At 75.0% G+C, this 21,162-nt stretch carries 17 protein-coding genes; 5 read left to right on the top strand and 12 right to left on the bottom strand.

Annotated elements, in window-relative coordinates:
- Positions 1-39 precede the first annotated feature (39 nt).
- Both ACIOHG_RS29800 and ACIOHG_RS29795 read right to left on the bottom strand, forming a co-directional pair.
- Positions 40-1,866 (bottom strand): ABC transporter ATP-binding protein, encoded by a 1,827-nt coding sequence (locus ACIOHG_RS29800; RefSeq protein ID WP_400955124.1) that lies wholly within the window; start codon positions 1,864-1,866, stop codon positions 40-42.
- A 55-nt stretch (positions 1,867-1,921) separates the two neighbouring features.
- Positions 1,922-3,787 carry an ABC transporter transmembrane domain-containing protein gene (locus ACIOHG_RS29795; protein WP_400955123.1) on the bottom strand — a complete coding sequence of 622 codons (1,866 nt, stop codon included), beginning with the start codon at positions 3,785-3,787 and terminating at the stop codon, positions 1,922-1,924.
- 373 nt (positions 3,788-4,160) lie between these two features.
- Here ACIOHG_RS29795 and ACIOHG_RS29790 point away from each other — a divergent pair, with 373 nt between their 5' ends.
- A complete protein-coding gene (locus ACIOHG_RS29790; protein ID WP_400955121.1) occupies positions 4,161-5,036 on the top strand; it encodes an aldo/keto reductase in 876 nt (291 codons plus the stop codon).
- Between the two features lie 205 nt (positions 5,037-5,241).
- On the opposite strand, the gene ACIOHG_RS29785 is transcribed toward ACIOHG_RS29790, so the two are convergent.
- Complete coding sequence (locus tag ACIOHG_RS29785) at positions 5,242-6,066, bottom strand: MarR family winged helix-turn-helix transcriptional regulator (RefSeq protein WP_400955119.1); 825 nt, start codon at positions 6,064-6,066, stop codon at positions 5,242-5,244.
- Between the two features lie 484 nt (positions 6,067-6,550).
- Here ACIOHG_RS29785 and fabG point away from each other — a divergent pair, with 484 nt between their 5' ends.
- The 4 genes from fabG (at position 6,551) to ACIOHG_RS29765 (ending at position 9,323) form a co-directional block, all read left to right on the top strand.
- Entirely contained in the window at positions 6,551-7,336 is a 786-nt protein-coding gene (fabG, locus tag ACIOHG_RS29780) for a 3-oxoacyl-ACP reductase FabG (RefSeq protein WP_400955117.1), read from the top strand.
- 179 nt (positions 7,337-7,515) lie between these two features.
- Positions 7,516-7,707, top strand: coding sequence for a hypothetical protein (locus ACIOHG_RS29775; protein ID WP_400955114.1), 192 nt, complete (start codon positions 7,516-7,518; stop codon positions 7,705-7,707).
- A 295-nt stretch (positions 7,708-8,002) separates the two neighbouring features.
- The gene (locus ACIOHG_RS29770; protein ID WP_400955111.1) at positions 8,003-8,965 is read left to right on the top strand and encodes a phosphatase PAP2 family protein; all 963 of its coding nucleotides are present in this window, start codon (positions 8,003-8,005) and stop codon (positions 8,963-8,965) included.
- Between the two features lie 82 nt (positions 8,966-9,047).
- A complete protein-coding gene (locus ACIOHG_RS29765; protein WP_400955110.1) occupies positions 9,048-9,323 on the top strand; it encodes a DUF6343 family protein in 276 nt (91 codons plus the stop codon).
- A gap of 6 nt (positions 9,324-9,329) precedes the next feature.
- On the opposite strand, the gene ACIOHG_RS29760 is transcribed toward ACIOHG_RS29765, so the two are convergent.
- The 9 genes from ACIOHG_RS29760 to hpnC form a co-directional block, all read right to left on the bottom strand.
- Complete coding sequence (locus ACIOHG_RS29760; protein ID WP_400955107.1) at positions 9,330-10,721, bottom strand: aspartate aminotransferase family protein; 1,392 nt, start codon at positions 10,719-10,721, stop codon at positions 9,330-9,332.
- 22 nt (positions 10,722-10,743) lie between these two features.
- Complete coding sequence (gene dxs, locus ACIOHG_RS29755) at positions 10,744-12,669, bottom strand: 1-deoxy-D-xylulose-5-phosphate synthase (protein ID WP_400955105.1); 1,926 nt, start codon at positions 12,667-12,669, stop codon at positions 10,744-10,746.
- Positions 12,670-12,779: 110 nt separating this feature from the next.
- On the bottom strand, positions 12,780-13,805 hold the full coding sequence (gene hpnH, locus ACIOHG_RS29750) for an adenosyl-hopene transferase HpnH (RefSeq protein ID WP_400955102.1): 1,026 nt from the start codon (positions 13,803-13,805) through the stop codon (positions 12,780-12,782).
- A 3-nt stretch (positions 13,806-13,808) separates the two neighbouring features.
- On the bottom strand, positions 13,809-14,477 hold the full coding sequence (locus ACIOHG_RS29745; protein ID WP_400955100.1) for a 1-hydroxy-2-methyl-2-butenyl 4-diphosphate reductase: 669 nt from the start codon (positions 14,475-14,477) through the stop codon (positions 13,809-13,811).
- On the bottom strand, positions 14,474-16,432 hold the full coding sequence (gene shc / locus ACIOHG_RS29740) for a squalene--hopene cyclase (RefSeq protein ID WP_400955098.1): 1,959 nt from the start codon (positions 16,430-16,432) through the stop codon (positions 14,474-14,476). Before shc ends, ACIOHG_RS29745 begins: the two co-directional genes overlap by 4 nt.
- Before the next feature lie 7 nt (positions 16,433-16,439).
- Complete coding sequence (locus ACIOHG_RS29735; RefSeq protein WP_400955095.1) at positions 16,440-17,513, bottom strand: polyprenyl synthetase family protein; 1,074 nt, start codon at positions 17,511-17,513, stop codon at positions 16,440-16,442.
- An 86-nt stretch (positions 17,514-17,599) separates the two neighbouring features.
- Positions 17,600-18,997, bottom strand: coding sequence for a hydroxysqualene dehydroxylase HpnE (gene hpnE / locus ACIOHG_RS29730; protein WP_400955093.1), 1,398 nt, complete (start codon positions 18,995-18,997; stop codon positions 17,600-17,602).
- 94 nt (positions 18,998-19,091) lie between these two features.
- Positions 19,092-19,949: a presqualene diphosphate synthase HpnD gene (hpnD, locus tag ACIOHG_RS29725; protein ID WP_400955209.1), complete on the bottom strand. Its 858-nt coding sequence runs from the start codon at positions 19,947-19,949 to the stop codon at positions 19,092-19,094.
- A gap of 41 nt (positions 19,950-19,990) precedes the next feature.
- Positions 19,991-20,914 carry a squalene synthase HpnC gene (gene hpnC, locus ACIOHG_RS29720; RefSeq protein WP_400955090.1) on the bottom strand — a complete coding sequence of 308 codons (924 nt, stop codon included), beginning with the start codon at positions 20,912-20,914 and terminating at the stop codon, positions 19,991-19,993.
- Between the last annotated feature and the right edge of the window lie 248 nt (positions 20,915-21,162).

Genomic DNA, 21,162 nt, shown 5'->3' with positions numbered 1-21,162 from the left:
GCCCGAACCGGTGCGCCACCACCGGCCGGGCCGCCCCGTTCACCCGTCCGCGCCACAGTGCGGTGCCCCGGCCGCTCCTCCCCCGTCGCCCTCCGGTCGTTCGTCCCGCCAGGAGCGCCAGAGCGCCGCGTACGGGCCGCCGGAGGCGACCAGCTCCGGGTGCGGGCCGTACTCGGTGATCCGGCCGCGCTCGACCACCGCGATCACGTCGGCGTCGTGCGCGGTGTGCAGCCGGTGCGCGATCGCCACCACGGTGCGGCCCGCCAGCACCCGGGAGAGCGAGCGCTCCAGGTGCCGGGCGGCCCGCGGGTCGAGCAGCGAGGTGGCCTCGTCCAGCACCAGGGTGTGCGGGTCGGCCAGCACCAACCGGGCCAGCGCCAGCTGCTGGGCCTGGGCGGGCGTCAGCGCGGTGCCGCCGGAGCCGACCTCGGTGTCCAGCCCGTCGGGCAGCGCGTCCGCCCAGGCGGTGGCGTCGACCGCGGCGAGCGCGGCCCGCAGCTCGGTGTCGTCGGCCTCGGCGCGGGCGAGGCGCAGGTTGTCGCGGAGCGTGCCGACGAACACGTGGTGCTCCTGGTTGACCAGCGCGACCTCGGCGCGGACCCGCTCGGCGGGCATCCGGGACAGCGGGGCCCCGCCGAGCGTGACCCGGCCGCGGCCCGGGGCGTAGATCCCGGCGAGCAGCCGCCCGAGGGTGGACTTGCCCGCCCCCGACGGCCCGACCAGGGCGACCCGGCTGCCGGGTTCGACGTCCAGCGTGATGTCGCGCAGCACGTCCGTCCCCTCGTGGTAGCCGAAGCCGACCCGGTGCGCCTCGACCCGGCGCCCGGTCGGCCGGAGCCCGGCGTCGGTGTCCGGTTCGGCGACCTCGTGGACGCCGACCAGCCGAGCCAGCGAGGTCTGCCCGATCTGCAGTTCGTCGTACCAGCGCAGGATGCGGGAGACCGGGTGCACCAGCGCCTGCGCGTACAGCACCCCGGTGGTCAGGCCGCCCGGCGTGATCCAGCCGTGCAGGGCGAACAGGCCGCCCAGCACCAGGGTGCCGAGCACGGCGAGCGCGTAGGTGCCGTCCACGGTGGGGAACCAGACGGTGCGCAGCCACAGGGTGTAGCGCTCCCAGGAGATCCACTCGCGGATCTTCCGGTCCGTCAGTTCCACCCGGCGGTCGCCGAGCCGGAGCGCCTCCACCGTCGGCCCGGCGTCGACCGTCTCGGCGAGCACGGTGTTGACCGCGGCGTACCCGGCGGACTCGTTGCGGTAGGACTGCGGGGCCCGCCGGAAGTACCAGCGGGAGGTGAGCAGCAGCAGGGGCAGGCCGAACACCGCGGTGGCGGCGAGCAGCGGGGAGGTCACCACCAGGGCGCCGAGCACCAGCAGCACGGAGACGGCGGCGATCACGAGTTCGGGCACCGCGTCGCGCACCGAGCGGGCCAGCCGGTCGATGTCGGTGGTGCCGCGGGAGACCAGGTCGCCGGTGCCGGCCCGCTCCAGCACGCCGAGCGGCAGGGCGACCGAGCGGACCAGGAAGTCCTCCCGGAGGTCGGCCAGCACCTCCTCGCCGAGCATGCTGCCGCGCATCAGCGACAGCCCGGTGAACAGCGACTGGACCAGCAGCGCGCCGAGGTACCAGGCGACGGCGGCCGTCACCCCGGCGGTGCCGCCGCCGGTGGCCAGCGACTCGACCAGCGAGCCGAGCACGGCGGGCCCGACCAGGCCCGCGACCGTCGCCGTCCCGTGCAGGCCGACCATCAGGGCCAGGCCGCGGCGGTGCCGCCGGGCCAGCATCCGGCCGTAGGCCCGGACGGCCTGCGGCGAGCCGACCGGCAGCGTGGTGGCCGGCCCCTGCTCGTGGGTCGTCGGGGGCTTCACGGTGCGCTCCTTCGGGACGGGGCCGGACGGGGTGGGGGGCGGCGGACCGGCGCGTTCACCCGGCACCTCCCTCGGTGGCGGCGACGACGGCCGGGACGGCCCCGGCGCTCCCGGCTGCGGCCCCGTCGTTCTCGGCCCGGGTGACGACCGCGCGGTAGCGCGGGTCGGCGGCCATCAGCTCGCGGTGGGTGCCGGCGGCGGCGACCCGGCCGTCCTGGAGCAGCAGCACGGTGTCGGCCCGGTCGAGCAGCAGCGGGCTGGTGGCCAGCACCACCGTGGTGCGGCCGGCCCGCAGTTCGCCCAGGCCGGCCGCGATCCGGCTCTCGGTGTGGGCGTCGACGGCGCTGGTCGGCTCGTCGAGCACCAGCACCGGCGGGTCGGCGACCAGCGCCCGGGCCAGTGCGAGGCGCTGGCGCTGGCCGCCGGAGAGGGCGCGGCCGCGTTCGGTGATCCGGGCCGCCATCGGGTCGCCGCCGCACTCGGGCGAGCCGTCGACCAGGGCGTCCAGCGCGTCCTGCGCGCGGGCGGCGGCGAGGGCCGCGGCCGGTTCGACCCGGCCGGAGCGGGGGACGTCGAACAGGTCGGCGAGGGTGCCGGAGAGCAGGGCGGGCTCCTTGTCGTGGACCAGCACGGCGGCCCGGGCGGCGGCCAGCGGCAGGGCGGCGAGCTCCACCCCGCCGAGCCGGGCGGAGGGCGCGGGCCGCTCCCCCTCGGCGAGCGCGGGCCGCCCGCCGAGCCGGGCGGCGAGCGCGCCCGCGGCGTCCGGGTCGCCGCAGACCACGGCGGTGAGCCGCCCGGCCCGCGCGGTCAGCCCGCTGACCGGGTCGTGCAGGTCGGAGCGGGCGGCCCGGCGGAGCAGCTCCGCCACCTCCGGTTCGCCCGACTCGGTCTCTGCCGAAGGCTCCTGACGGTCCGTCGACCCGTCGTCCCGGGTGAGTGAGAGCACCCGGACGGCGCGGCCGGCCGAGACCCGGGCGACGCCCCAGGCGCGCGCGGCCTCGCCGAGGACCCGCAGCGGGGCGGCCAGGAAGGCGGTGGCGCCGTAGACGGCGATCAGCTCGCCGACGCCGAGCGAGCCGTCGAGGACGCGGCGGGCGCCGTACCACGTCACCCCGATGACGAACAGGCCGGGCAGCAGCACCTCCTGGGCCTGCATGACGGCCCAGGTGCGGGCGGTGCGGACGGCGGCGGCCCGGACCTGCTGCGAGGCGGCCCGGTACCGGCGCAGGAACAGTTCCTCGCCGCCGATGCCGCGCAGCACCCGCAGGCCGGCCACGGTGTCGGCGGCGAGCGCGGAGGCCTTGCCGCCGAGCGCGCGCTGCTCGCCGTAGTGCCGTTCGAAGGGGCCGAGCAGCGGCCAGACGGCGGCGGCCAGCACGGGAACGCCGAGCAGCACGGCGAGGCCGAGGTCGGGCTGCCGGGCGAGCACCACGAGGCCGACGCCGAGCCAGGCCAGCACCGCGCCGTACAGCCGGGAGGTCAGCTCGACGTACCAGCCGATCTTCTCGACGTCGCCGCTGGAGACGGCGACGATCTCGCCGGTGGCGATCCTCCGACTCAACCCGGCACCGAGCGAGGAGGCTTGACGGGCCATCAGCTGGCGGACCTGGGAGGCGGCCTGGAGCCAGTTCCAGACCACCTGGCGGTGCAGCAGCACCGTCATCGCGGTCTGGCCGGCCGAGAGCAGCAGGGCGAGGCCGCCGGCCGCGAGCAGGCCGCGGGTGTCGCCGTCCACGACGGCCTGGACGCCGCGGCCGACGGCGACGGGCAGGCCCGCCAGGCAGCCGAGTTCGAGGGTGCTCCACAGGGTGGCGAGCAGTTGGCCCCGGCGCTGGGAGCGCTGCAGCCAGCGCAGGAAGGCGAGCGGGGAGCGGAGGTCGGGGCGGCCCGGATCGGGCAGCGGCAGGGGGACGAGCGGCATGGTCGCTCCGTTGCGGGGCAGGGGTGCGGCACGGACACGGCCCGGCGCGGCCGGTGGACGGCGGCGGCGCGGGCGGGGCGGCGGCGGGGCCCGGCGGGAGGAACCGCGGGGCGGCCGGCGCGCGTCGGCGGGACACGGCGGGCGCACCGGGGGGCGGTGCGCCGGGAGAGTGGTCTGCGTCACATGCCGGTGAGCCTCGCCGCCGCCGCGGGGCGCACGCAACAGGTTTTCCGGCGGATCGGCCCGATCCGGCCGCCGACCCCGCAGGTGTTCACCCGTTCCGGGGAACCCACCCGGAACGGGAATAGACCGCTGTTCATCGCGGTTGCGGGCCTTCCGGAAGCAGACGGACGACCGAAGGGCACCCCTTCCCGTGAGCAGCACTCCCGCAGTACCCCAGATCCCCGTGGTCACGCTGAACGACGGCACCCGCATCCCGCAGCTCGGTTTCGGCGTCTGGCAGGTGCCGGACGCCGAGGCCGTCCCGGCGGTCCGGGCCGCGATCGAGGCGGGCTACCGGTCGATCGACACCGCCGCGATCTACGACAACGAGGCGGGCACCGGCCAGGCGATCATCGAGTCCGGCGTGGCCCGCGACGAGCTGTTCGTGACCACCAAGCTGTGGAACTCCGGCACCGTCGACTGGTCGGGGCCGCAGGGCCGGGACAGGGTCCGCCGCGCCTTCGACGAGTCGCTCTCCCGGCTCGGCCTGGAGCAGCTGGACCTGTACCTGATCCACTGGCCGCGCCCGATGCACGGGAACAGCTTCCTGAACATCTGGTCGGCCTTCGAGGAGCTGCGGGCGGAGGGCCGGGTCCGGGCGATCGGCGTCTCCAACTTCCGGGTGCCGGACTTGGAGCTGCTGCTCAAGGAGTCCGCGGTGAAGCCGGTGCTGAACCAGGTGGAGCTACACCCGTACTTCCCGCAGGAGGAGCTGCGCGCCTTCCACGCCGAGCACGGCATCGCCACCGAGGCGTGGAGCCCGCTCGGCCAGGGCAAGGACCTGCTGGCCGAGCCGGCCCTGCTGGCGATCGCCGCCAAGCACGGCCGCACGGCGGCCCAGGTGGTGCTGCGCTGGCACCTGCAGTCCGGCGTGATCGCCATCCCGAAGTCGGTGACGCCGGCCCGCATCCGGGAGAACCTGGACGTGGCGGGCTTCGAGCTGGACGCCGAGGACCTGGCCGCGATCGCCGGGATCGCCACCGGCAAGCGGATCGGCCCGGACCCGGCCGACTTCGACTGGAACTGACGCCTCCGCCCGCCCGGTGCTGACGGCCCGTCAACACCGGGCGGGGCGGCGGGGAGCCGAAGGAAAGCAGAGCCGGAAGGGGCCGACACCTGGCGTGGTGTCGGCCCCTTCCGGCTCGCCCCGGCCGGTGCCGCGTGGCCGGCCGGGGCGTGGTCGCCGCCCGAGCGAACGGGCCGCGCTTTGCAGAATCGTTACCTCGTAACGGTCAGAGCCTGGCCGTCTTGGAGAGCAGCGCCAGCGCCTGCACGTGCTCGTGCGGCTCCAGCGGCGCGAGCAGCGCCTCCTGGACCTCGCGGACCCCGGCGGTGGAGCGGTGCAGCAGCTCCTGGCCGGTCGGGGAGAGCGAGAGCAGGTTGCGGCGCCCGTCCGAGGGGTCGCGGCGGCGGAGCACCAGACCGCGCCGGACCAGCCGGCTGACCATCTCGGCCATCGTCGCCTTGTCGAGCGAGGCCAGCTCGCCGACCGTGCGCTGGTCGGCGCCCGGCTCGGTCTCCAGCGCGTCCAGCACGGCGTACTGAGGCGCCGTCAGCTCGGTGCCGACCTTCTCCGACCAGAGCTTGGTGTGCACCTGCTGGGCCACCCGGATCAGGTAGCCGATCGCCCGCTGGGCGTCCAGCGTCGGCCGGGCGTCCGCCATTACGGCGACCGCGGCCGGCTCCAGTCGGGCTATCTTCGCCATGATCCGGACGATCTCCAGCTGCTCGTCCGGGCCGAGCGGCTCGAACAGGGTCCGCTGGACCCGGACCACGCCGCCGGTCGCCTCGCGCACGGCCTGAGCGCCGTTCTGCGAGAGGGCCAGCAGCTTGCGGCGGCCGTCGGCGGGGTCGCGGCGGCGGAGCACCAGGCCCCGTCGGACCAGCCGGGCGACCATCTCGGCCATCGTCGCCTTGTCGAGCGAGGCCCGTTCGCCGACCGTGCGCTGGTCGGCTCCGGGCTCCAGGGCCAGTACCAGCAGCACCGCGAACTGCGGAGCCGTCAGCTCGGTACCGACGTATTCGGACCACAAGCGGGTGTGCACCTGCTGGGCCACGCGGATGAGGTGACCGGGCGACTGCTGCAGTCGGCCGGGCACGCGGGTTGTCGGGATCTCCCCCAGCACCATGAAATCCGTCCCGGTGTCACGCCCTGGGTGTGTGTGGGACACCCGGGCGGGGCAGTAACGGCGAGTGAGCATCCCGCTGTGAGTAAGGACGCTGCGGCCGTGCAGCCGGTGGCTGCTGGCGCACACTATACAAACGGTCGGCCTGGACCGGCAGGTAGGGGCGCAGAGTAGTCGCAGGATCGGCGAAGTTGGCATATTTCCCCCGTATGTCGGGACCGCTCCCGACCCGGTTCACCCACCCGGCCGCCGACCGCCCTCACCCTCTGTCACCTGCGGCGCTGCCTCTGGCCGGAAACCTTACTCGCGGGTAGGGTTTCTCCGCTGCGCCTTGCGCCACTCATTTATTTCTCATCCTGGGATCGGCGGCGCGTGCCGGTCCCGTCGTCCGACTTCGAGAGAGACGAGTACGAAGATGACCGAGCAGAGCACGTCCGTGACCACCCTCGTTCCGGCGCGGGTGGCCGTGGTGACGGGTGCGGCCCGTGGGATCGGCGCGGCCACCGCGCTGCGGCTCGCCGCCGACGGGTACGCGGTCGCCGTGGTCGACCTGGAGGAGTCGAACGCCAAGGGCACCGCCGAGGCGATCGAGGCCGCGGGCGGCCGCGCGCTCGCGGTCGGCGCCGACGTCTCGGACGCCGCGCAGGTGCAGGCTGCGGTGGACCGGATCGCCGCCGAGCTGGGCGCGCCGGTGGTGCTGGTGAACAACGCCGGCGTGCTCCGCGACAACCTGCTGTTCAAGATGTCCGAGTCGGACTGGGACACCGTGATGAGCGTGCACCTCAAGGGCGCCTTCCTGATGACCCGCGCGGTGCAGAAGCACATGGTGGACGCCGGCTTCGGCCGGGTGGTCAACCTGTCCTCCTCCTCCGCCCAGGGCAACCGCGGCCAGGCCAACTACTCGGCGGCCAAGGCCGGCCTGCAGGGCTTCACGAAGACCCTGGCGATCGAGCTCGGCAAGTTCGGCGTCACCGCCAACGCGGTCGCCCCCGGCTTCATCGCCACCGACATGACCGCGGCCACCGCGGCCCGGGTCGGCATGGAGTTCGAGGCCTTCAAGCAGGCCGCCGCCTCGGCGATCCCGGTCCAGCGGGTCGGCACCCCGGACGACATCGCGCACACCATCTCCTTCCTCGCCTCCGAGGGCGCCGGCTTCGTCTCCGGCCAGGTCATCTACGTGGCGGGCGGCCCGCTCGACTAGTCGGTGCCGCACCACGGAGCCGCCCACCGCCCCCGGCGGTGGGCGGCTCCGTGGTGCGGCGGGCGGGAGGCGGGTCCAGACTCGATGGCAGACCTCCCGCCGCCGGCCCCGGCGGCGGGCGCCCCGCCGGGCGGACCCGGGTCCGGGCCCGTCCGGCGCTCCACCGACGGAGGACACCGATGACCGATGCCACGGACAGCGACTCCATGCCGACCCCCGACCGCCTGCTGCACACCGGGGCGGAGCACCCGGTCGACCCCGAGGACCTGGTGATGGCCTCGGGCCGCACCCCCACGCCGGAGCTGGTCGAGAAGGCGAGGAGGGAGCTGGCGGAACACGGCGCGGCGGCCGTCGAACGCCTGCTGCCCTGATTCCACCGCACTCCCGTTCGAAGAGGCGGCCGATTTCCCGCGGCGCACCGCGCCCGCGGAAATCGGCCGCCTCTTTCGCGCCCGCACTACCCGCCAGGAATTCGGAGAAACCACCGGAACAGGGAGTTCCGCAGCGCCAGGAACGGGAATTCCGGCCCGCCCGACCTCGTTCCCCGAATCGCTTCCACACCCGCTGAACTGCCCGTATGCGAAACTTCCGGCCATCGTCCCCCCTCGGGTGACGGTTCTCCGGAAAAGGCCGGACGGATCGGGGCGCGCGAGTAACGTCGGCGCCGTGCCAGCCTCACCGCATTACCCGCCCAGGCGGATACCGACCCCGTCACACCCATTTCCGGTCGCACTCGGGCACGAATCCGTCGCCCGTACGATCGAATTCGCTCCCCCGGCGATCAGCCGGCGGCACGCCCTGCTGTTCGGGCTGGTCGGGGCGCTGTACCTGGCCGTGCTGCTGGCCGTGCTGACGGGCTCCCGGCTGGTCGACCTGGACTGGGCGCTGCAGCGGCTGCACCCCTACCGGCAGTGGCCCGGCGCCCTGCCCTACCTGGACGTCTGGGTGGTGGCCGGGCAGCGCGGGCCGACGGCCCTGGCGGCCTGCCTGTGGCTGGGCCTGCGCTGCCGCCGGACGCGCTCGGCGCGGCCGCTGCTGGTGATGGGCACCGCCCTGCTGCTGCTGAACCTCACGGTCGGCGGGGTGAAGCTGCTGACCGGGCGGCTGGGCCCGCACTACGCGCAGGTCGCCGGCTCGCCGGAACTGTTCTCCGGCGGCACCATCTTCCCGTCCGGGCACACCGCGAACGCGGTGGTCACCTGGGGCGTGCTGGCCTACCTGGCCGGGCGCTGGCGGCGGACGGGCGCCGCGCTGGCGGGGTGCACCGCGGTCTCCGTCGGGCTGACCACCGTCTACCTGGGCACGCACTGGCTCTCCGACGTGCTGGCCGGCTGGGCGGCGGGCGCCCTGGTGCTGCTGGCGCTGCCGCTGGCCGAGCCCGCGGTGGCCGCGCTGGACGCCCGGTTGCGGGGACGCCGCCCCGTCGCGGGGCGACCGGCCCCGGTCCCGGCGCCCCGGCGGCCTCAGCCCGTCCAGGCGCGTTCCACCACGCCGTCCCGCACCGTCAGGTTGAGCCGGTCGGAGCGGTACTCCATGGTCAGCACCGCGTCCGGGGCCACCGCCCGGACGGTGCGCCAGCCCCGGGCGGCGGCCAGCTCCCGGGCCCGCTCCTCGGGCAGGCCCGGGTAGTCCTCGATCCGGTCGTCCATCGTCCCGCCTCCCGCGCCGTCCCCGTCCTACCCTGGAAGGGTAGCGAGGGAGGCGGTCGCGGATGCGGCGGGCGAGGACCCCGAAGGTGTGGCGCAGCGGTACGGAACCGGCCACCGCGCGCACCGACCTGAAGCTGCGGTTCCTGCTGTCGGTGCTGTTCCTGCCGTTCTTCGCGCTCTGCACCGCGGGCTTCGCGGTCTGGGCGGCGCTGGCCGGGCCGGGCGACGTGCCCGGCGGCGGCACCCTGACGGTGTTCGCGGTGGTCTGCGGGGTGCTGACCCTGGTGGCGGCGGCGGACCTGTGGGTGGTGGTGCGCCGCCGCCGGACCGAACTCTGAAAGGACCTAGCGCGAGCCGACGGCCTGCTTGACCAGGGTGCGGCCGAAGTCCCACATCAGGCCGCTGCCGCGGTGGGCGTCGTCCATCACCTCGGTGAAGGCGTCGACGAAGCGGTCGACCTCCCGCTCGGTGACGATCAGCGGCGGGATCAGCTTGATCACTTCCAGGTGGTCGCCGGAGACCTGGGTGAGGATCCGGTGCCGCTGGAGCAGCGGGACGACCACCATCTGCGCGAACAGGCCCTTGCGGGCGGCCTGCAGCGCCGTCCAGCCGGTGCGCAGCTTGAGCGACTTGGGCCGGCCGAACTCGATGCCGATCATCAGTCCGCGCCCGCGCACCTCGGCCAGCAGCTCGTACCGCTCGGTCAGCGCGGCCAGCCGGGCCCGGAACAGCTCGCCCACCCGGGCGGCGTTCTCCACCACGCCCTCCTGCCGCATCACGTGCAGGGTGGCCAGGCCGGCCGCCATCGCCTGGGCGTTGGAGCCGAAGCTGGCGGAGTGGACCAGCACGCGGTCCATCGAGGAGTACACCTTCTCGAAGATCCACGACTTGCCGAGGGTGGCGCCGATCGGGACGTAGCCGCCGGAGAGCGCCTTGGCGGCGCAGACCAGGTCGGGCTGGACGCCCTCCTCGGCCTGGTAGGCGAAGAAGGTGCCGGTGCGGCCGACGCCGGTCTGCACCTCGTCGCAGATCAGCAGGGCCTTGTGCGCGTGCAGCAGGGCCTGGGCGGCGGCCAGCCAGCCGGGCGGCGGGGCGAGCACGCCTTTACCCTGGATCGGCTCGACGATCAGCGCCGCGACGTCCCCCTTCTTCAGCTCGCGCTTGAGCGCGTCCAGGTCGCCGAGCGGGATCGCGGTGTCGGGCAGCAGCGGGTCGAAGCCCTTGCGGAAGCCGCTCTCGCCGTTGACCGAGAGCGAGCCGGCGGTGAGGCCGTGGAAGGCGTGGTCGGCGTACAGGACGCGGCGCTTCCCGGTGGCGCAGCGGGCGAACTTGAGCGCGGTCTCGACCGCCTCGGTGCCGCTGTTGCCGAAGAACACCCGGTCCAGGCCGGGGGCGCGGGCGATCAGCTGTTCGGCGAGCAGGCCGGGCAGCGGGGAGCAGTCGAAGCGGGTCAGGTCGGCCGTCTCCAGGTCCATCACCTGCTGGATCGCGGCCCGGACGACGGGGTGGTGCCGGCCGAGCGCGAAGATCCCGAACCCGGCCAGCATGTCCAGGTACTCGTTGCCCTCGGCGTCGTAGAAGTACGGGCCCTTGGCGCGCTCGTAGGACCGGTCGAAGCCGATGGTGTGCAGCATCCGGGGCAGCTGCGGGTTGAGGTAGCGGGCGTGCAGCTCGTAGCGCTCGCCGCCCCGGGCGTCGAGCAGGGCGGCGAGGTCGAGCGGTTCGGCCTGGGTCACGCTGGTTCGCTCCAATCGGTGGCTACTTGCGCGGCACCCGGGGCCGGTACTCCTGGGCGCCGGTCCGCGTGCCGGGCAGCAGGCGGCGGGCGTGGGCGGCGGTCTGGGCGGCGACGCCGGTGCCGGTGAGGCCGATCTCCTCGAGGATCTCGCCGCGCGAGGCGTGCGCCAGGAACTCCTGCGGGATGCCGAGGTCGCGCAGCGGGGTGTCGACCCCGGCGTCGCGCATGGCCTGGGCGACGGCGGCGCCGACGCCGCCGGCCCGGCCGTTGTCCTCGACGGTGACCACCATCCGGTGCGCGGCGGCCAGCGCGACCAGGGCGGGGTCGACGGGCTTGACCCAGCGCGGGTCGACGACGGTGGCGGTGATGCCGTCGGCGGCGAGCAGCGCGGCGGCGTCCAGGCAGGCGGGGGCCGTCGCGCCGACGGCGACCAGCAGCACGTCGGGGGCGGGTCCGGTGCGGGCCAGCACGTCGACGCCGCCGATCCGTTCGATCGCCGGGATCTCGGGGCCGAGGTTCCCCTTGGGGAAGCGCAGCACGGTGGGGGCGTCCTCGACGGCGACGGCCTCGCGCAGCTGTTCGCGCAGCCGGTCGGCGTCGCGCGGGGCGGCCAGCCGCAGGCCGGGGACGACCTGCAGGATCGACAGGTCCCACATGCCGTTGTGCGAGGCGCCGTCGTTGCCGGTGACCCCGGCCCGGTCGAGCACGAAGGTGACGCCCAGCCGGTGCAGCGCGACGTCCATCAGCACCTGGTCGAAGGCCCGGTTCAGGAAGGTCGCGTAGACCGCGACCACCGGGTGCAGCCCGCCGGTGGCCAGACCGGCCGCGGAGGCGACGGCGTGCTGCTCGGCGATGCCGACGTCGAAGGTGCGGCCGGGGTGGGCGGCGGCGAACGGACCGAGGCCGACCGGCTCCAGCATGGCGGCGGTGACGGCGACCAGGTCGGGGCGCTCGGCGCCGAGGGCGAGCATCTCCTGCCCGAACACGGACGTCCAGGAGGCCCCGGCGGAGGGCGAGATCGGCAGGCAGGTGTACGGGTCGATCGGGGCGACGGCGTGGAAGCGGTCGGCCTCGTCCTGCTCGGCGGGCCGGTAGCCGCGGCCCTTGACGGTCAGGCAGTGCACGATGACGGGGCCGCCGAAGTTCCGGGCCTGGCGCAGCGCCTGTTCGACGGCGGCGATGTCGTGGCCGTCGATCGGGCCGAGGTACTTGAGGCCGAGGTCCTCGAACATGCCCTGCGGGGCGAAGGCGTCCTTGAAGCCCTTCTTGGCGCCGTGCAGGGCGTCGAACAGCGGCGGCCCGACCACGGGGGTGCGCTGCAGGGCGTCCTTGCCCCAGGCGAGGAAGCGCTCGTATCCCCGGGTGGTGCGCAGGGTGGCGAGGTGGTGGGCGAGGCCGCCGACGGTGGGGGCGTAGGAGCGCTCGTTGTCGTTGACCACGATGACCAGCGGGCGGTCCTCGGCCTCGGCGATGTTGTTGAGCGCCTCCCAGGCCATGCCGCCGGTGAGCGCGCCGTCGCCGACCACGGCGACGGTGCAGCGGTCGACGCCGAGCAGCTGGTCGGCCTTGGCGAGGCCGTCGGCGTAGCCGAGCGCGGTGGAGGCGTGCGAGTTCTCGATCAGGTCGTGCGGGGACTCGGCGCGCGAGGGGTAGCCGGAGAGGCCGTCCTTGGCCCGCAGCCGGGAGAAGTCCTGCCGGCCGGTGAGCAGTTTGTGGACGTATGCCTGGTGGCCGGTGTCCCAGAGGATGCGGTCGTGCGGGGAGTCGAAGACCCGGTGCAGGGCGATGCTGAGCTCGACCACGCCGAGGTTGGGTCCGAGGTGGCCGCCGGTGCGGGTGACGGCGTCGATCAGGAAGTCGCGGATCTCGTCGGCGAGCGGGGGCAGCTGCTCGGGGCGCAGCCGTCGGAGGTCTTCGGGCCCGGTGATCCGGCTCAGCAGTGGCATGGCGTCCCTCTCCCGGCGTGCGGTGCGGTGGAGTGTCGCTCTCCAGCCTGCGGCCCGGCGGGCGCGGTCGCCTGTCGGCGTGGTCCGCCCGCGCCGGGCCTGACGGCCGGTCAGACCGGCTTGGGCGAGGCCAGGGTCTCGCGGGCGGCGCGGATGGACTCCTTGAGCGAGCCCATGGTGGCGAGCACGGCGGTCGGCTCGTAGCCGCAGTGGGCCATGCAGTTGTCGCAGCGCGGGTCGCGGCCGCGGCCGTACTTGTCCCAGTCGGTCTTCTCGATGAGTTCGCGGTAGGTGGGGACGTAGCCGTCGGACATCAGGTAGCAGGGGCGCTGCCAGCCGAACAGCGAGTAGTTGGGGATGCCCCAGGCGGTGCACTCGAAGTCGACCTTGCCCTCCAGGAAGTCCAGGAAGAGCGGGCTGTGGTTGAGCCGCCAGCGGCGCCGGTTGCCGCCGGCGAAGGCGGTGCGGAACAGTTCGCGGGTCTGCTCGACGCCGAGGAAGTGGTCCTGGTCGGGCGCCTTCTCGTAGGCGTAGGCCGGGGAGATCATCATCTCGTCGACCTTGAGGTCGTCGTTGAGGAAGTCCAGCACCTCGACCACGGTCTGCGCGGTGTCGGTGTTGAAGAAGGTCGAGTTGGTGGTGACCCGGAAGCCGCGCCGCTTGGCCTCCTTGATCGCCTCGACGGCCTCCGCGAAGGTGCCCTCCTTGGCGACCGAGGCGTCGTGCCGCTCCTCCAGGCCGTCGATGTGGACGGCGAAGGTGAAGTACGGCGAGGGGGTGAACATGTCGAGCTTCTTGCGCAGCAGCAGGGCGTTGGTGCACAGGAAGACGTACTTGCGGCGCGCCACCAGCTGGCGGACGATCTCGTCGATCTGCGGGTGCATCAGCGGCTCGCCGCCGGCGATGGAGACCATCGGGGCGCCGCACTCCAGCACCGCGCCGACCGCCTGGGCGACCGGCATCCGCTGCTTGAGCACGCCCGCCGGGTGCTGGATCTTCCCGCAGCCCTCGCACTTCAGGTTGCAGGCGAACAGCGGCTCCAGTTCGACGATCAGCGGGAACTTGTCCCGGCGGCGGATCTTCTGCTGCATGAGGTAGGTGGACACGCGGATCGTCTGACGCAGCGGCATGGCCATGGCTTAGCTCGCCTCCTGGGGGAGCGTCGAGGGCTGTGGGGTCGTCAGCGGGGCGGGCGCGGCGGCGAGTCGCCGGTGCCACGCGGTGAGGGCGGGGACGGCGGTGCGCAGCGTCCGCCAGGCGCGCACCCCGGCGGGCAGCGTGCCGGGGCGGAGCAGTTCGTGCGCGGGGGTGTCGACCACCACCCGCAGCACGGCCGCGGGCAGGTCGGGGGCGTGCGCAGCCCGGGCGGCGAGGACGGCGGCGGCCTCCATGTCGACGGCCAGCGCGCCCTCCCGGTGCAGCCGGGCCCGGGCCGGGCCGCGCACCACCCGGTCGACGGTGCGGTGGGTGCCGAGGTGGACCCGCAGGCCGGCCTCCTCCAGCGCGGTCGCCAGCGCGGTCGCGGTGGCCAGCGGGTACGCGCCGCCCTCGGGGTCGGTGACCCGGTCGGCGACGATCACCTCGCCGGGCCGCACCCCGGGGCCGAGCGCGGCGCCGAACCCGGCGACCAGCAGCGCCCCGTAGCCGCCCGCGTCGAGCAGCGCGCCGGCCTTCCGCCCGGCGGCCCGGCGGCCCATGCCGGTGCGGGCCAGCACCGGGGGGCCGCCGGCCGCGCCGGACCAGTCGCCGCCGCGCAGCGCCCAGGCCTCGGGGCCGAGCGCGCAGAGCACCAGCAGCGGGCCGTTCACCGGTCGCCCCCGAGGCCGAGCGGGGCGTCGTGCAGGTAGCGGCCGAGCGCGGTGACCGGGAAGACCAGCCGGTACAGGTGGTAGTTGATGGAGAAGTCCCAGGGGAAGCCGGTGCCGGTGAACTGGGGTTCGTCCCACGTCCCGTCGGGGCGCTGGGTGGCGGTCAGCCAGGCGACGCCGCGTTCGACCGGTGCGGAGTCGCGCTCGCCGGCGGCGAGCAGCGCCATCAGCGCCCAGGCGGTCTGCGAGGCGGTGGACTCGCCGCGGCCGGCCCAGGTGGCCGGGTCCGTGTAGGAGCGCATGTCCTCGCCCCAGCCGCCGTCGGCGTTCTGACGGTCCGCCAGCCAGGCGACGGCGCGCCGGATCGCCGGGTGGCGGGGGCCGAGCCCGGCCGCGACCAGGGCGGGCAGCACCGAGCCGGTGCCGTAGATGTAGTTGGTGCCCCAGCGGCCGAACCAGGAGCCGTCGGCCTCCTGGTGGCGCAGCAGCCAGGCGACGCCGCGCCGGGTGCGCGGGTCGCGGACGCGGCCGGTGGCGGCGAGCATCTCGACCACGTGCGCGGTGACGTCGGCCGAGGGCGGGTCGATGACCTCGCCGAAGTCGCAGAACGGCAGCTTGTTGGGGAGCCGACTGGTGTTGTCGGCGTCGAAGGCGCCCCAGGCGCCGTCCTTGGACTGCATGCCGAGGTTCCAGTTGACGGCCCGTTCGACGGCGCCGGCCAGCCGGTCCCGGTCGGGGTGGTCGATCCGGCGCAGCGCGAGCACCACCTCGGCGGTGTCGTCGATGTCGGGGTAGGTGTCGTTCTGGAACTCGAAGGCCCAGCCGCCGGGGGCGAGCCGGGGGCGCTTGACCGCCCAGTCGCCGCGGGTGGTGATCTCCTCGCCGAGCATCCAGTCGGCGGCCCGGACCAGGGCGGGGTGGTCGCCGGGCAGTCCGGCGTCGCGCAGCGCGACGGCGGCCAGGCAGGTGTCCCAGACCGGGGACTGGCAGGCCTCCATCCAGCGCTTGCCGTCCTCGGTGTGCACGGTGAAGCCCTCGAAGGCGGCCAGTCCGGCCTTCATCACCGGGTGGTCGAGCCGGTAGCCGAGCAGCCGCAGCGCGATCAGCGAGTAGACGGCGGGCGGCTGGATGCCGCCCCAGCAGCCGTCGGCCTCCTGCCGTTCGACGATCCAGGCGGCGGCCTGCCGCAGGGCGAGCCGGCGGACCGGTCTGACGGCGTGCCGGTGGTAGCGGTGCATCAGCCGGTCGAGCCGCTGGAACAGGCCCTCCCAGGTGTGCGAGGGGGCGAGCGGCCGGTCCGGGTACGGGTTGGCCGGGTCGGCGTGCAGTTCGGCGAGGCCGAACGGGGCGGGGCGGACCGGGCGGTGCGCGGAGACCACGGTCAGCGGGACGATGGTCTGCCGGGCCCACTGGCCGAAGGAGTAGATGTTCAGCGGCGCCCAGCTGGGCAGGAACAGCAGTTCGGGGGGCAGTTCGGGGAGCTTCTGCCAGGGCCACCAGCCGAACAGGGCGAGCCAGATCCGGGTGAACACCCGGGTGGCGGCGATCCCGCCGTGCTCGCGGACGAAGGCGGCGGCGGCCCGCATGTGCGGCGCGTCCGGGGCGTCCCCGGCGAGCCGGAGCGCGACGTAGGCCTCGACGGTGGTGGAGAGTTCCGGCGGGCCGCCGTGGAAGGTGGCCCAGGTGCCGTCCTCGCGCTGCCGGGAGCGGACCCAGGCCGCGGTGGCCCGGGTCTGCTCCTCGGTGCGGACGCCCAGGAACTCCCTGAGCAGCAGGTCCTCGGCGTCCATGGTGACGTTGGTCTCCAGGTCGCCCTTCCACCAGCCGTCGGCGTGCTGGAGTGACAGCAGGTGTGCGGTGGCGCGGCCGAGCGCCGCCGCGGGTGGGGAATCGTCGGATCGTACTGGTGCTACTGAGGCTCCAGGGTCGAGCCTTCCGCCCGCGGTTGCTGTCACTCCTGCGTCACCTCTCTCTGACCACCACGAATTCGGCGAGTGCGACGAAGTGCTCGCGCACCGCATCGGTCATGGGCACCTCGCCGAGGGCGGCGAGGGCGGTGTCGTACTGGCGGCGGGCCTCTTCCTGCGTCCAGGCCCGGCCGCCGGCCTGCTCGATCAGCGCGGCGCGGGCGGCGAGCCGCTGCTCGCTCTCCTCGCCGCGACCGGTCGGGTCGGCCAGCTGTGCCGCCAGCTCGCGGGAGGCGGCGCCCCCCTCGGCCAGCGCGGCGCACACCGGCAGCGACTTCTTCCGCGACCGGAGGTCGCTCCAGTGCGGCTTTCCGGTCACCTCGGTGGCGCCCCAGATGCCCAGCAGGTCGTCCACCGCCTGGAACGCGAGTCCCAGGTGGTAGCCGTACCGCTGGAGCGCGTCGGACACCCGGTCGTCGGCGCCGGCCAGCACCGCGCCGATCGCCGCCGAGGCCGCCAGCAGGGCGCCGGTCTTGCCGCCCTCCATGGCCAGGCACTCCTCGACCGTCACCACGTCGCGCTGTTCGAACGAGACGTCCAGCGCCTGTCCGTCGATCAGCCGCCGGGTCGCGGTGGTGATCAGGCGGACGGCGCGGGCGGCGTCGGCCGGGGCGGCCCCGCCGGTCACCGCGGCGTCCAGCAGGACCTCGGTGCCGAGGGTGGCCAGCGCGTCGCCGACCAGCACGGCCTGCGCCGGGCCGAACACCGTCCAGGCGGTGGCCCGGTGCCGACGCGTCTCGTCACCGTCCATCAGGTCATCATGAAGCAGCGAGAAATTGTGGACCAGCTCGACCGACACGCCGCCGGGTACGCCCAGCTGCGCGTCCGCGCCCACCGCTTCGGCCGACAGCAGGGCCAGCGCGGGGCGGACCGCCTTGCCGCCGTCGCCCGCCGCGGGGCGGCCGTCGCGGTCGATCCAGCCGAAGTGGTAGGCCGCGACGGTGTCCATCGGTGCGGCCAGCCGGGCGACGGCCGCGCGCATCGGCGGCGTGCAGAGCGTGCGTCCGCGCGCCAGCAGGTCCAGGACCGTCGGGGTGTCCCTGACCGTCGAGCCGGTGCGTGCCTCCACGTGCGTTCCCTCTCGGTACGTCCGGTCGGCCGCGACGGGCGGCCGGCCGGGTGCGGTGTCGGTGGTCGGGGAGGGGGCGCCCGGGGTCATCGGGGCCACCGCCCGTCCCCGCGGTCGGCCGGGAGCCGGCCGTGGCCGGCCAGGGCGGCGTCGGCCGCCGCGTGACCGCTGCGCACCGCACCCTCCATGGTCGCGGGCCAGCCGGTGGCCGTCCAGGACCCGGCGAGCAGCACGCCGGGGTGGGCGGTGCGCGCGCCGGGGCGCAGCCGGGCGGTGCCGGGCGCCGGGTCGAAGGTGGCGGTGCGCTCCCGGGTGACGAAGAAGTCCAGCACCCCGGCGCCGCGGGCGGCGGGCAGCAGCCGTTCCAGTTCGGGCAGGTAGCGGGCGCGCAGCTCGGCCACCGGCAGGTCGATCTCGTCCTCGGCGGCGGACTGCGAGACGGCCAGGTACTGGGCGCCGGGCACCGCCAGGCCGGAGTGCCGGGTGCGGTCGAAGACGAACTGGACCGGGGAGCCGAGCGCCGCGAAGAACGGGCGGCGGATCAGCCGCCGGTCGTAGACCACGTGCACGTTCAGGATCGGGGCGGTGCCGAACCCGGCCAGCCGGTGCTGTTCGGGGATCGCGCCGGGCGGCAGCAGGGCGGCGGCGGTGTCCTGGGCGCCGGCCAGCACCACGGTGTCGGCGGTGAGCAGTTCGCCGCCCTCCAGCCGGACGGCGTGGGGCTCGGCGGCCTTCAGCTCGGCGGCCCGGGTGCGCAGCAGCACCCGGACGCCGGCCCGTTCCAGCGCGGCCAGCGCCCGGTCGTGGTGGATCTCGCCGAGCGGGACCCGGGCGGTGCCGATGTCGGCGGCGCCGGGGTCGGAGAGCAGGCCGGTCTTGAACACCATCGCGGCCAGCGCCATCGAGGTGCGGTCGGCGGTGGCGTTCAGGGTGGCGACGCCGACCAGGTCCCAGACCGCCGCGACGGTGGCCGGGGTCTGGCCGTTGCGGCGCAGCCAGTCGCCGAAGGAGATTTCGTCCAGCGCCGGGTCGGCGAGGTCGAGCCGCTGCAGGGCGAGCGCGCCGCGCACCACCCGCAGCCGGTCGGCCGGGGACAGGTGCCGGTAGCCGGCCAGGCTGCCGGCCAGGTGCAGCGGGACCGGCAGGTCGGCGCGGCGGAGCCGGCCGAGGCTGCGGGTGCCGTCGGCGGCGAGGCCGAGCACCGGGACGTCCAGCCGGTCCTGGAGCTCGACCAGGGCGTCGGCGCCGAGCCGGTCGACCAGGCCGCGGTAGGCGGTGCAGCAGCGCATGAAGACGTGCTGGCCGTTGTCGACGGTCAGGTCGCCGCGCTGGAAGGAGAAGGCCAGGCCGCCGAGCCGGGGGCGGGCCTCCAGCAGGGTCGTGCGGACCCCGGCGTCGGCGAGCCGGAGGGCCGCCGTGATGCCCGCGAGGCCGCCGCCGACCACCACGGCGGTGCGTTCCCGCGGGGGCGTCGGCGTGCTCATCGGTCCTCCCGGACTGCGGTGGACTGCGGGGGCGGCGAGGTGCGGAAGCGCCCCGGGGCCCCGTTGACACAGCGTGACAGAACTGGCGCGAGAATCAAGAACGCCCTCCGGCGAGCCCGGACAGTGCCACGTACGCCTTCTCCCAGCCGGGCAGCGAGACCCGGCCGCGGAGCACCGAGTGCGGGTCGGCGGCGATCCGGCCGAGCAGGCGGTGGTAGATGCCGGCCATCGCGGCGGTGGCGGCGCGGCTGCGGCGGTCGAGCATCGGCAGCAGCCGCAGGCCCTCCTCGAAGGCGCGCCGGGCCCGGTCGGCCTCGAAGGCGATCAGGCCGGTGAAGTCGGCGCCGACCGGGAGCCGCGGCAGCGCGAAGCCCTGCTGGCAGCCGAACCGGACCAGGTCCTCGGTGGGCAGGTAGGTGCGGCCGTTCAGGGCGTCCTCGCGCAGGTCGCGCAGGATGTTGGTGATCTGCAGGGCCAGGCCGAGGGTGTCGGCGTACTCCGCGCCGCGCTTCTCGTCCTCGCAGCCGTAGACGCCGAGCGAGAGCCGGCCGATCGAGCCGGCCACGCAGCGGCAGTAGACCTTGAGCTCCTCGAAGGTGGCGTACTCGACGCCCTTGAGGTCCATCTCGACGCCGTCGATCAGCTCGTCGAAGCCGCCGAGCGGGATCGGGAAGCGGCGGGCCGCGTCGGCGAGGGCGACCTTGATCGGGTCGGTGTCCTCCTCGGCGACCTCGCCGGCCCGGATCTCGTCGAGCAGGGCGCGGGTGCGGGCCAGCGCCTCGTGCTTCTGCTCGGCGGGCAGCTCGCCGTCGCCGATGTCGTCGACCCGGCGGGCCAGCGCGTACAGCGCGGACATCGCGAGCCGCTTGGGCTCGGGCAGCAGGCGGATGCCGTAGCTGAAGTTGCGGGCCTGCAGGGCGGTGACCGCCTCGCAGTACCGGTAGGCCGCCATGACCGGCGCGGACGCCAGTGGTGATGCCCCCACGCGGGCGCTCACCTTCCCTTCACGAAGAGTGCCGCCGCCCGGCCGGCCAGGTGGCGCTTGTCGGGCTTCGCCCGGTGCGCGAGCACGTCGAACCCGGCCGCCGCGATGGCGTCCAGGGCCGCGTATCCGCCGGCGGTGAATCCCGCCAGCAGCAGTCGGAGCCTCCCGTGCACCGTACCCACCAGCGGGGCGCCGCGGTCGAGCAGGGTCCGGGCCCGGCTCGCCTCCCAGGCGACCAGCTGGCGCACGGCGCGGGAGGCGGTGGGCCGGGCGAGGTCGTCCTCGGTGACGCCGAAGGTCGCCAGGTCCTCCTGCGGGAGGTAGATCCGGCCGCGCCCGAAGTCCTCGGCGACGTCCTGCAGGTGCTCGACGATCTGCAGGGCGGTGCAGATGTCGTCGGAGCGCTCGATCCGCTCGGGCGTGGCGCGGCCGGCCAGCGCGAGCACCAGGCGGCCGACCGGGTCGGCGGAGAGCGTGCAGTAGTGCCGCAGGTCGGCGTAGGCCGGGTAGCGGGTGGTGGTCTGGTCCACCCGGTTGGCCTCGATCAGCCGCCGGAACGGTTCGGGGGTGACGGCGTGCCGCTCGATCACCGGGACCAGGGCGCGCATCAGCGGGTGCCGGGGCTCGCCGGCCGCGGTGCCGAGCACGGTGCCGCCCGGGGTGTCGTCGACACCGCCGAGGGCGGTGGCGAAGGCCCGGTCGAGGTCGTGCTCCAGGCCGTCCAGCAGGGCGAGCCGGAAGCCGTCGTCGCCGGGCGCGCCGGGGACGTCCAGCAGGTGGGCGGCGGCGGCCGGGTCGGCGAGGTCGCCGTCGCCGGCGTCGTCGACCAGCCGGGCGAAGCCGTAGACCGCCATCAGGTCGTTGCGCCAGGCCGCGGGCAGGAAGGACGGGGCGACCGGGAAGTTCTCCAGGTCCGCCTTGTCCAGCGTCAACGCCGCTGTCTGGTTATCTGACTTAGTTGAAGCCGACACAGCCGTCACTCCCCCGTTCTACACCGGTCCCGGCCGCCACCGCGCACCGGACACGCATCCGTCGCCCCGCCTTCACCCGCTGCTCGACCCGCCGCACGGCGCAGGGCCGGGGGCCCGGGGGCCGCGCCCCCGGCCCCCGCCCCGCGCCGGGCGGCCCCCCCCCCCGCCGGGGGGCGCGCCCCCCGCGGACCCCCCGCCCACCGCCACGG

It is taken from the genome of Kitasatospora sp. NPDC088134 (genome assembly GCF_044741705.1).
Lineage (GTDB): Bacteria > Actinomycetota > Actinomycetes > Streptomycetales > Streptomycetaceae > Kitasatospora.
This window is presented reverse-complemented; position numbering and strand designations above follow the sequence as displayed.

What these genes read in the sequence shown, in the direction of transcription:
- ACIOHG_RS29795 (WP_400955123.1), bottom strand. Translation starts at nt 3,787, where the DNA reads ATGCCGCTCGTCCCCCTGCCGCTGCCCGATCCGGGCCGCCCCGACCTC.
- fabG (WP_400955117.1), top strand. Translation starts at nt 6,551, where the DNA reads ATGACCGAGCAGAGCACGTCCGTGACCACCCTCGTTCCGGCGCGGGTG.
- ACIOHG_RS29775 (WP_400955114.1), top strand. Translation starts at nt 7,516, where the DNA reads ATGACCGATGCCACGGACAGCGACTCCATGCCGACCCCCGACCGCCTG.
- ACIOHG_RS29765 (WP_400955110.1), top strand. Translation starts at nt 9,048, where the DNA reads ATGCGGCGGGCGAGGACCCCGAAGGTGTGGCGCAGCGGTACGGAACCG.
- dxs (WP_400955105.1), bottom strand. Translation starts at nt 12,669, where the DNA reads ATGCCACTGCTGAGCCGGATCACCGGGCCCGAAGACCTCCGACGGCTG.
- hpnH (WP_400955102.1), bottom strand. Translation starts at nt 13,805, where the DNA reads ATGGCCATGCCGCTGCGTCAGACGATCCGCGTGTCCACCTACCTCATG.
- hpnE (WP_400955093.1), bottom strand. Translation starts at nt 18,997, where the DNA reads ATGAGCACGCCGACGCCCCCGCGGGAACGCACCGCCGTGGTGGTCGGC.
- hpnD (WP_400955209.1), bottom strand. Translation starts at nt 19,949, where the DNA reads ATGGCGGCCTACCGGTACTGCGAGGCGGTCACCGCCCTGCAGGCCCGC.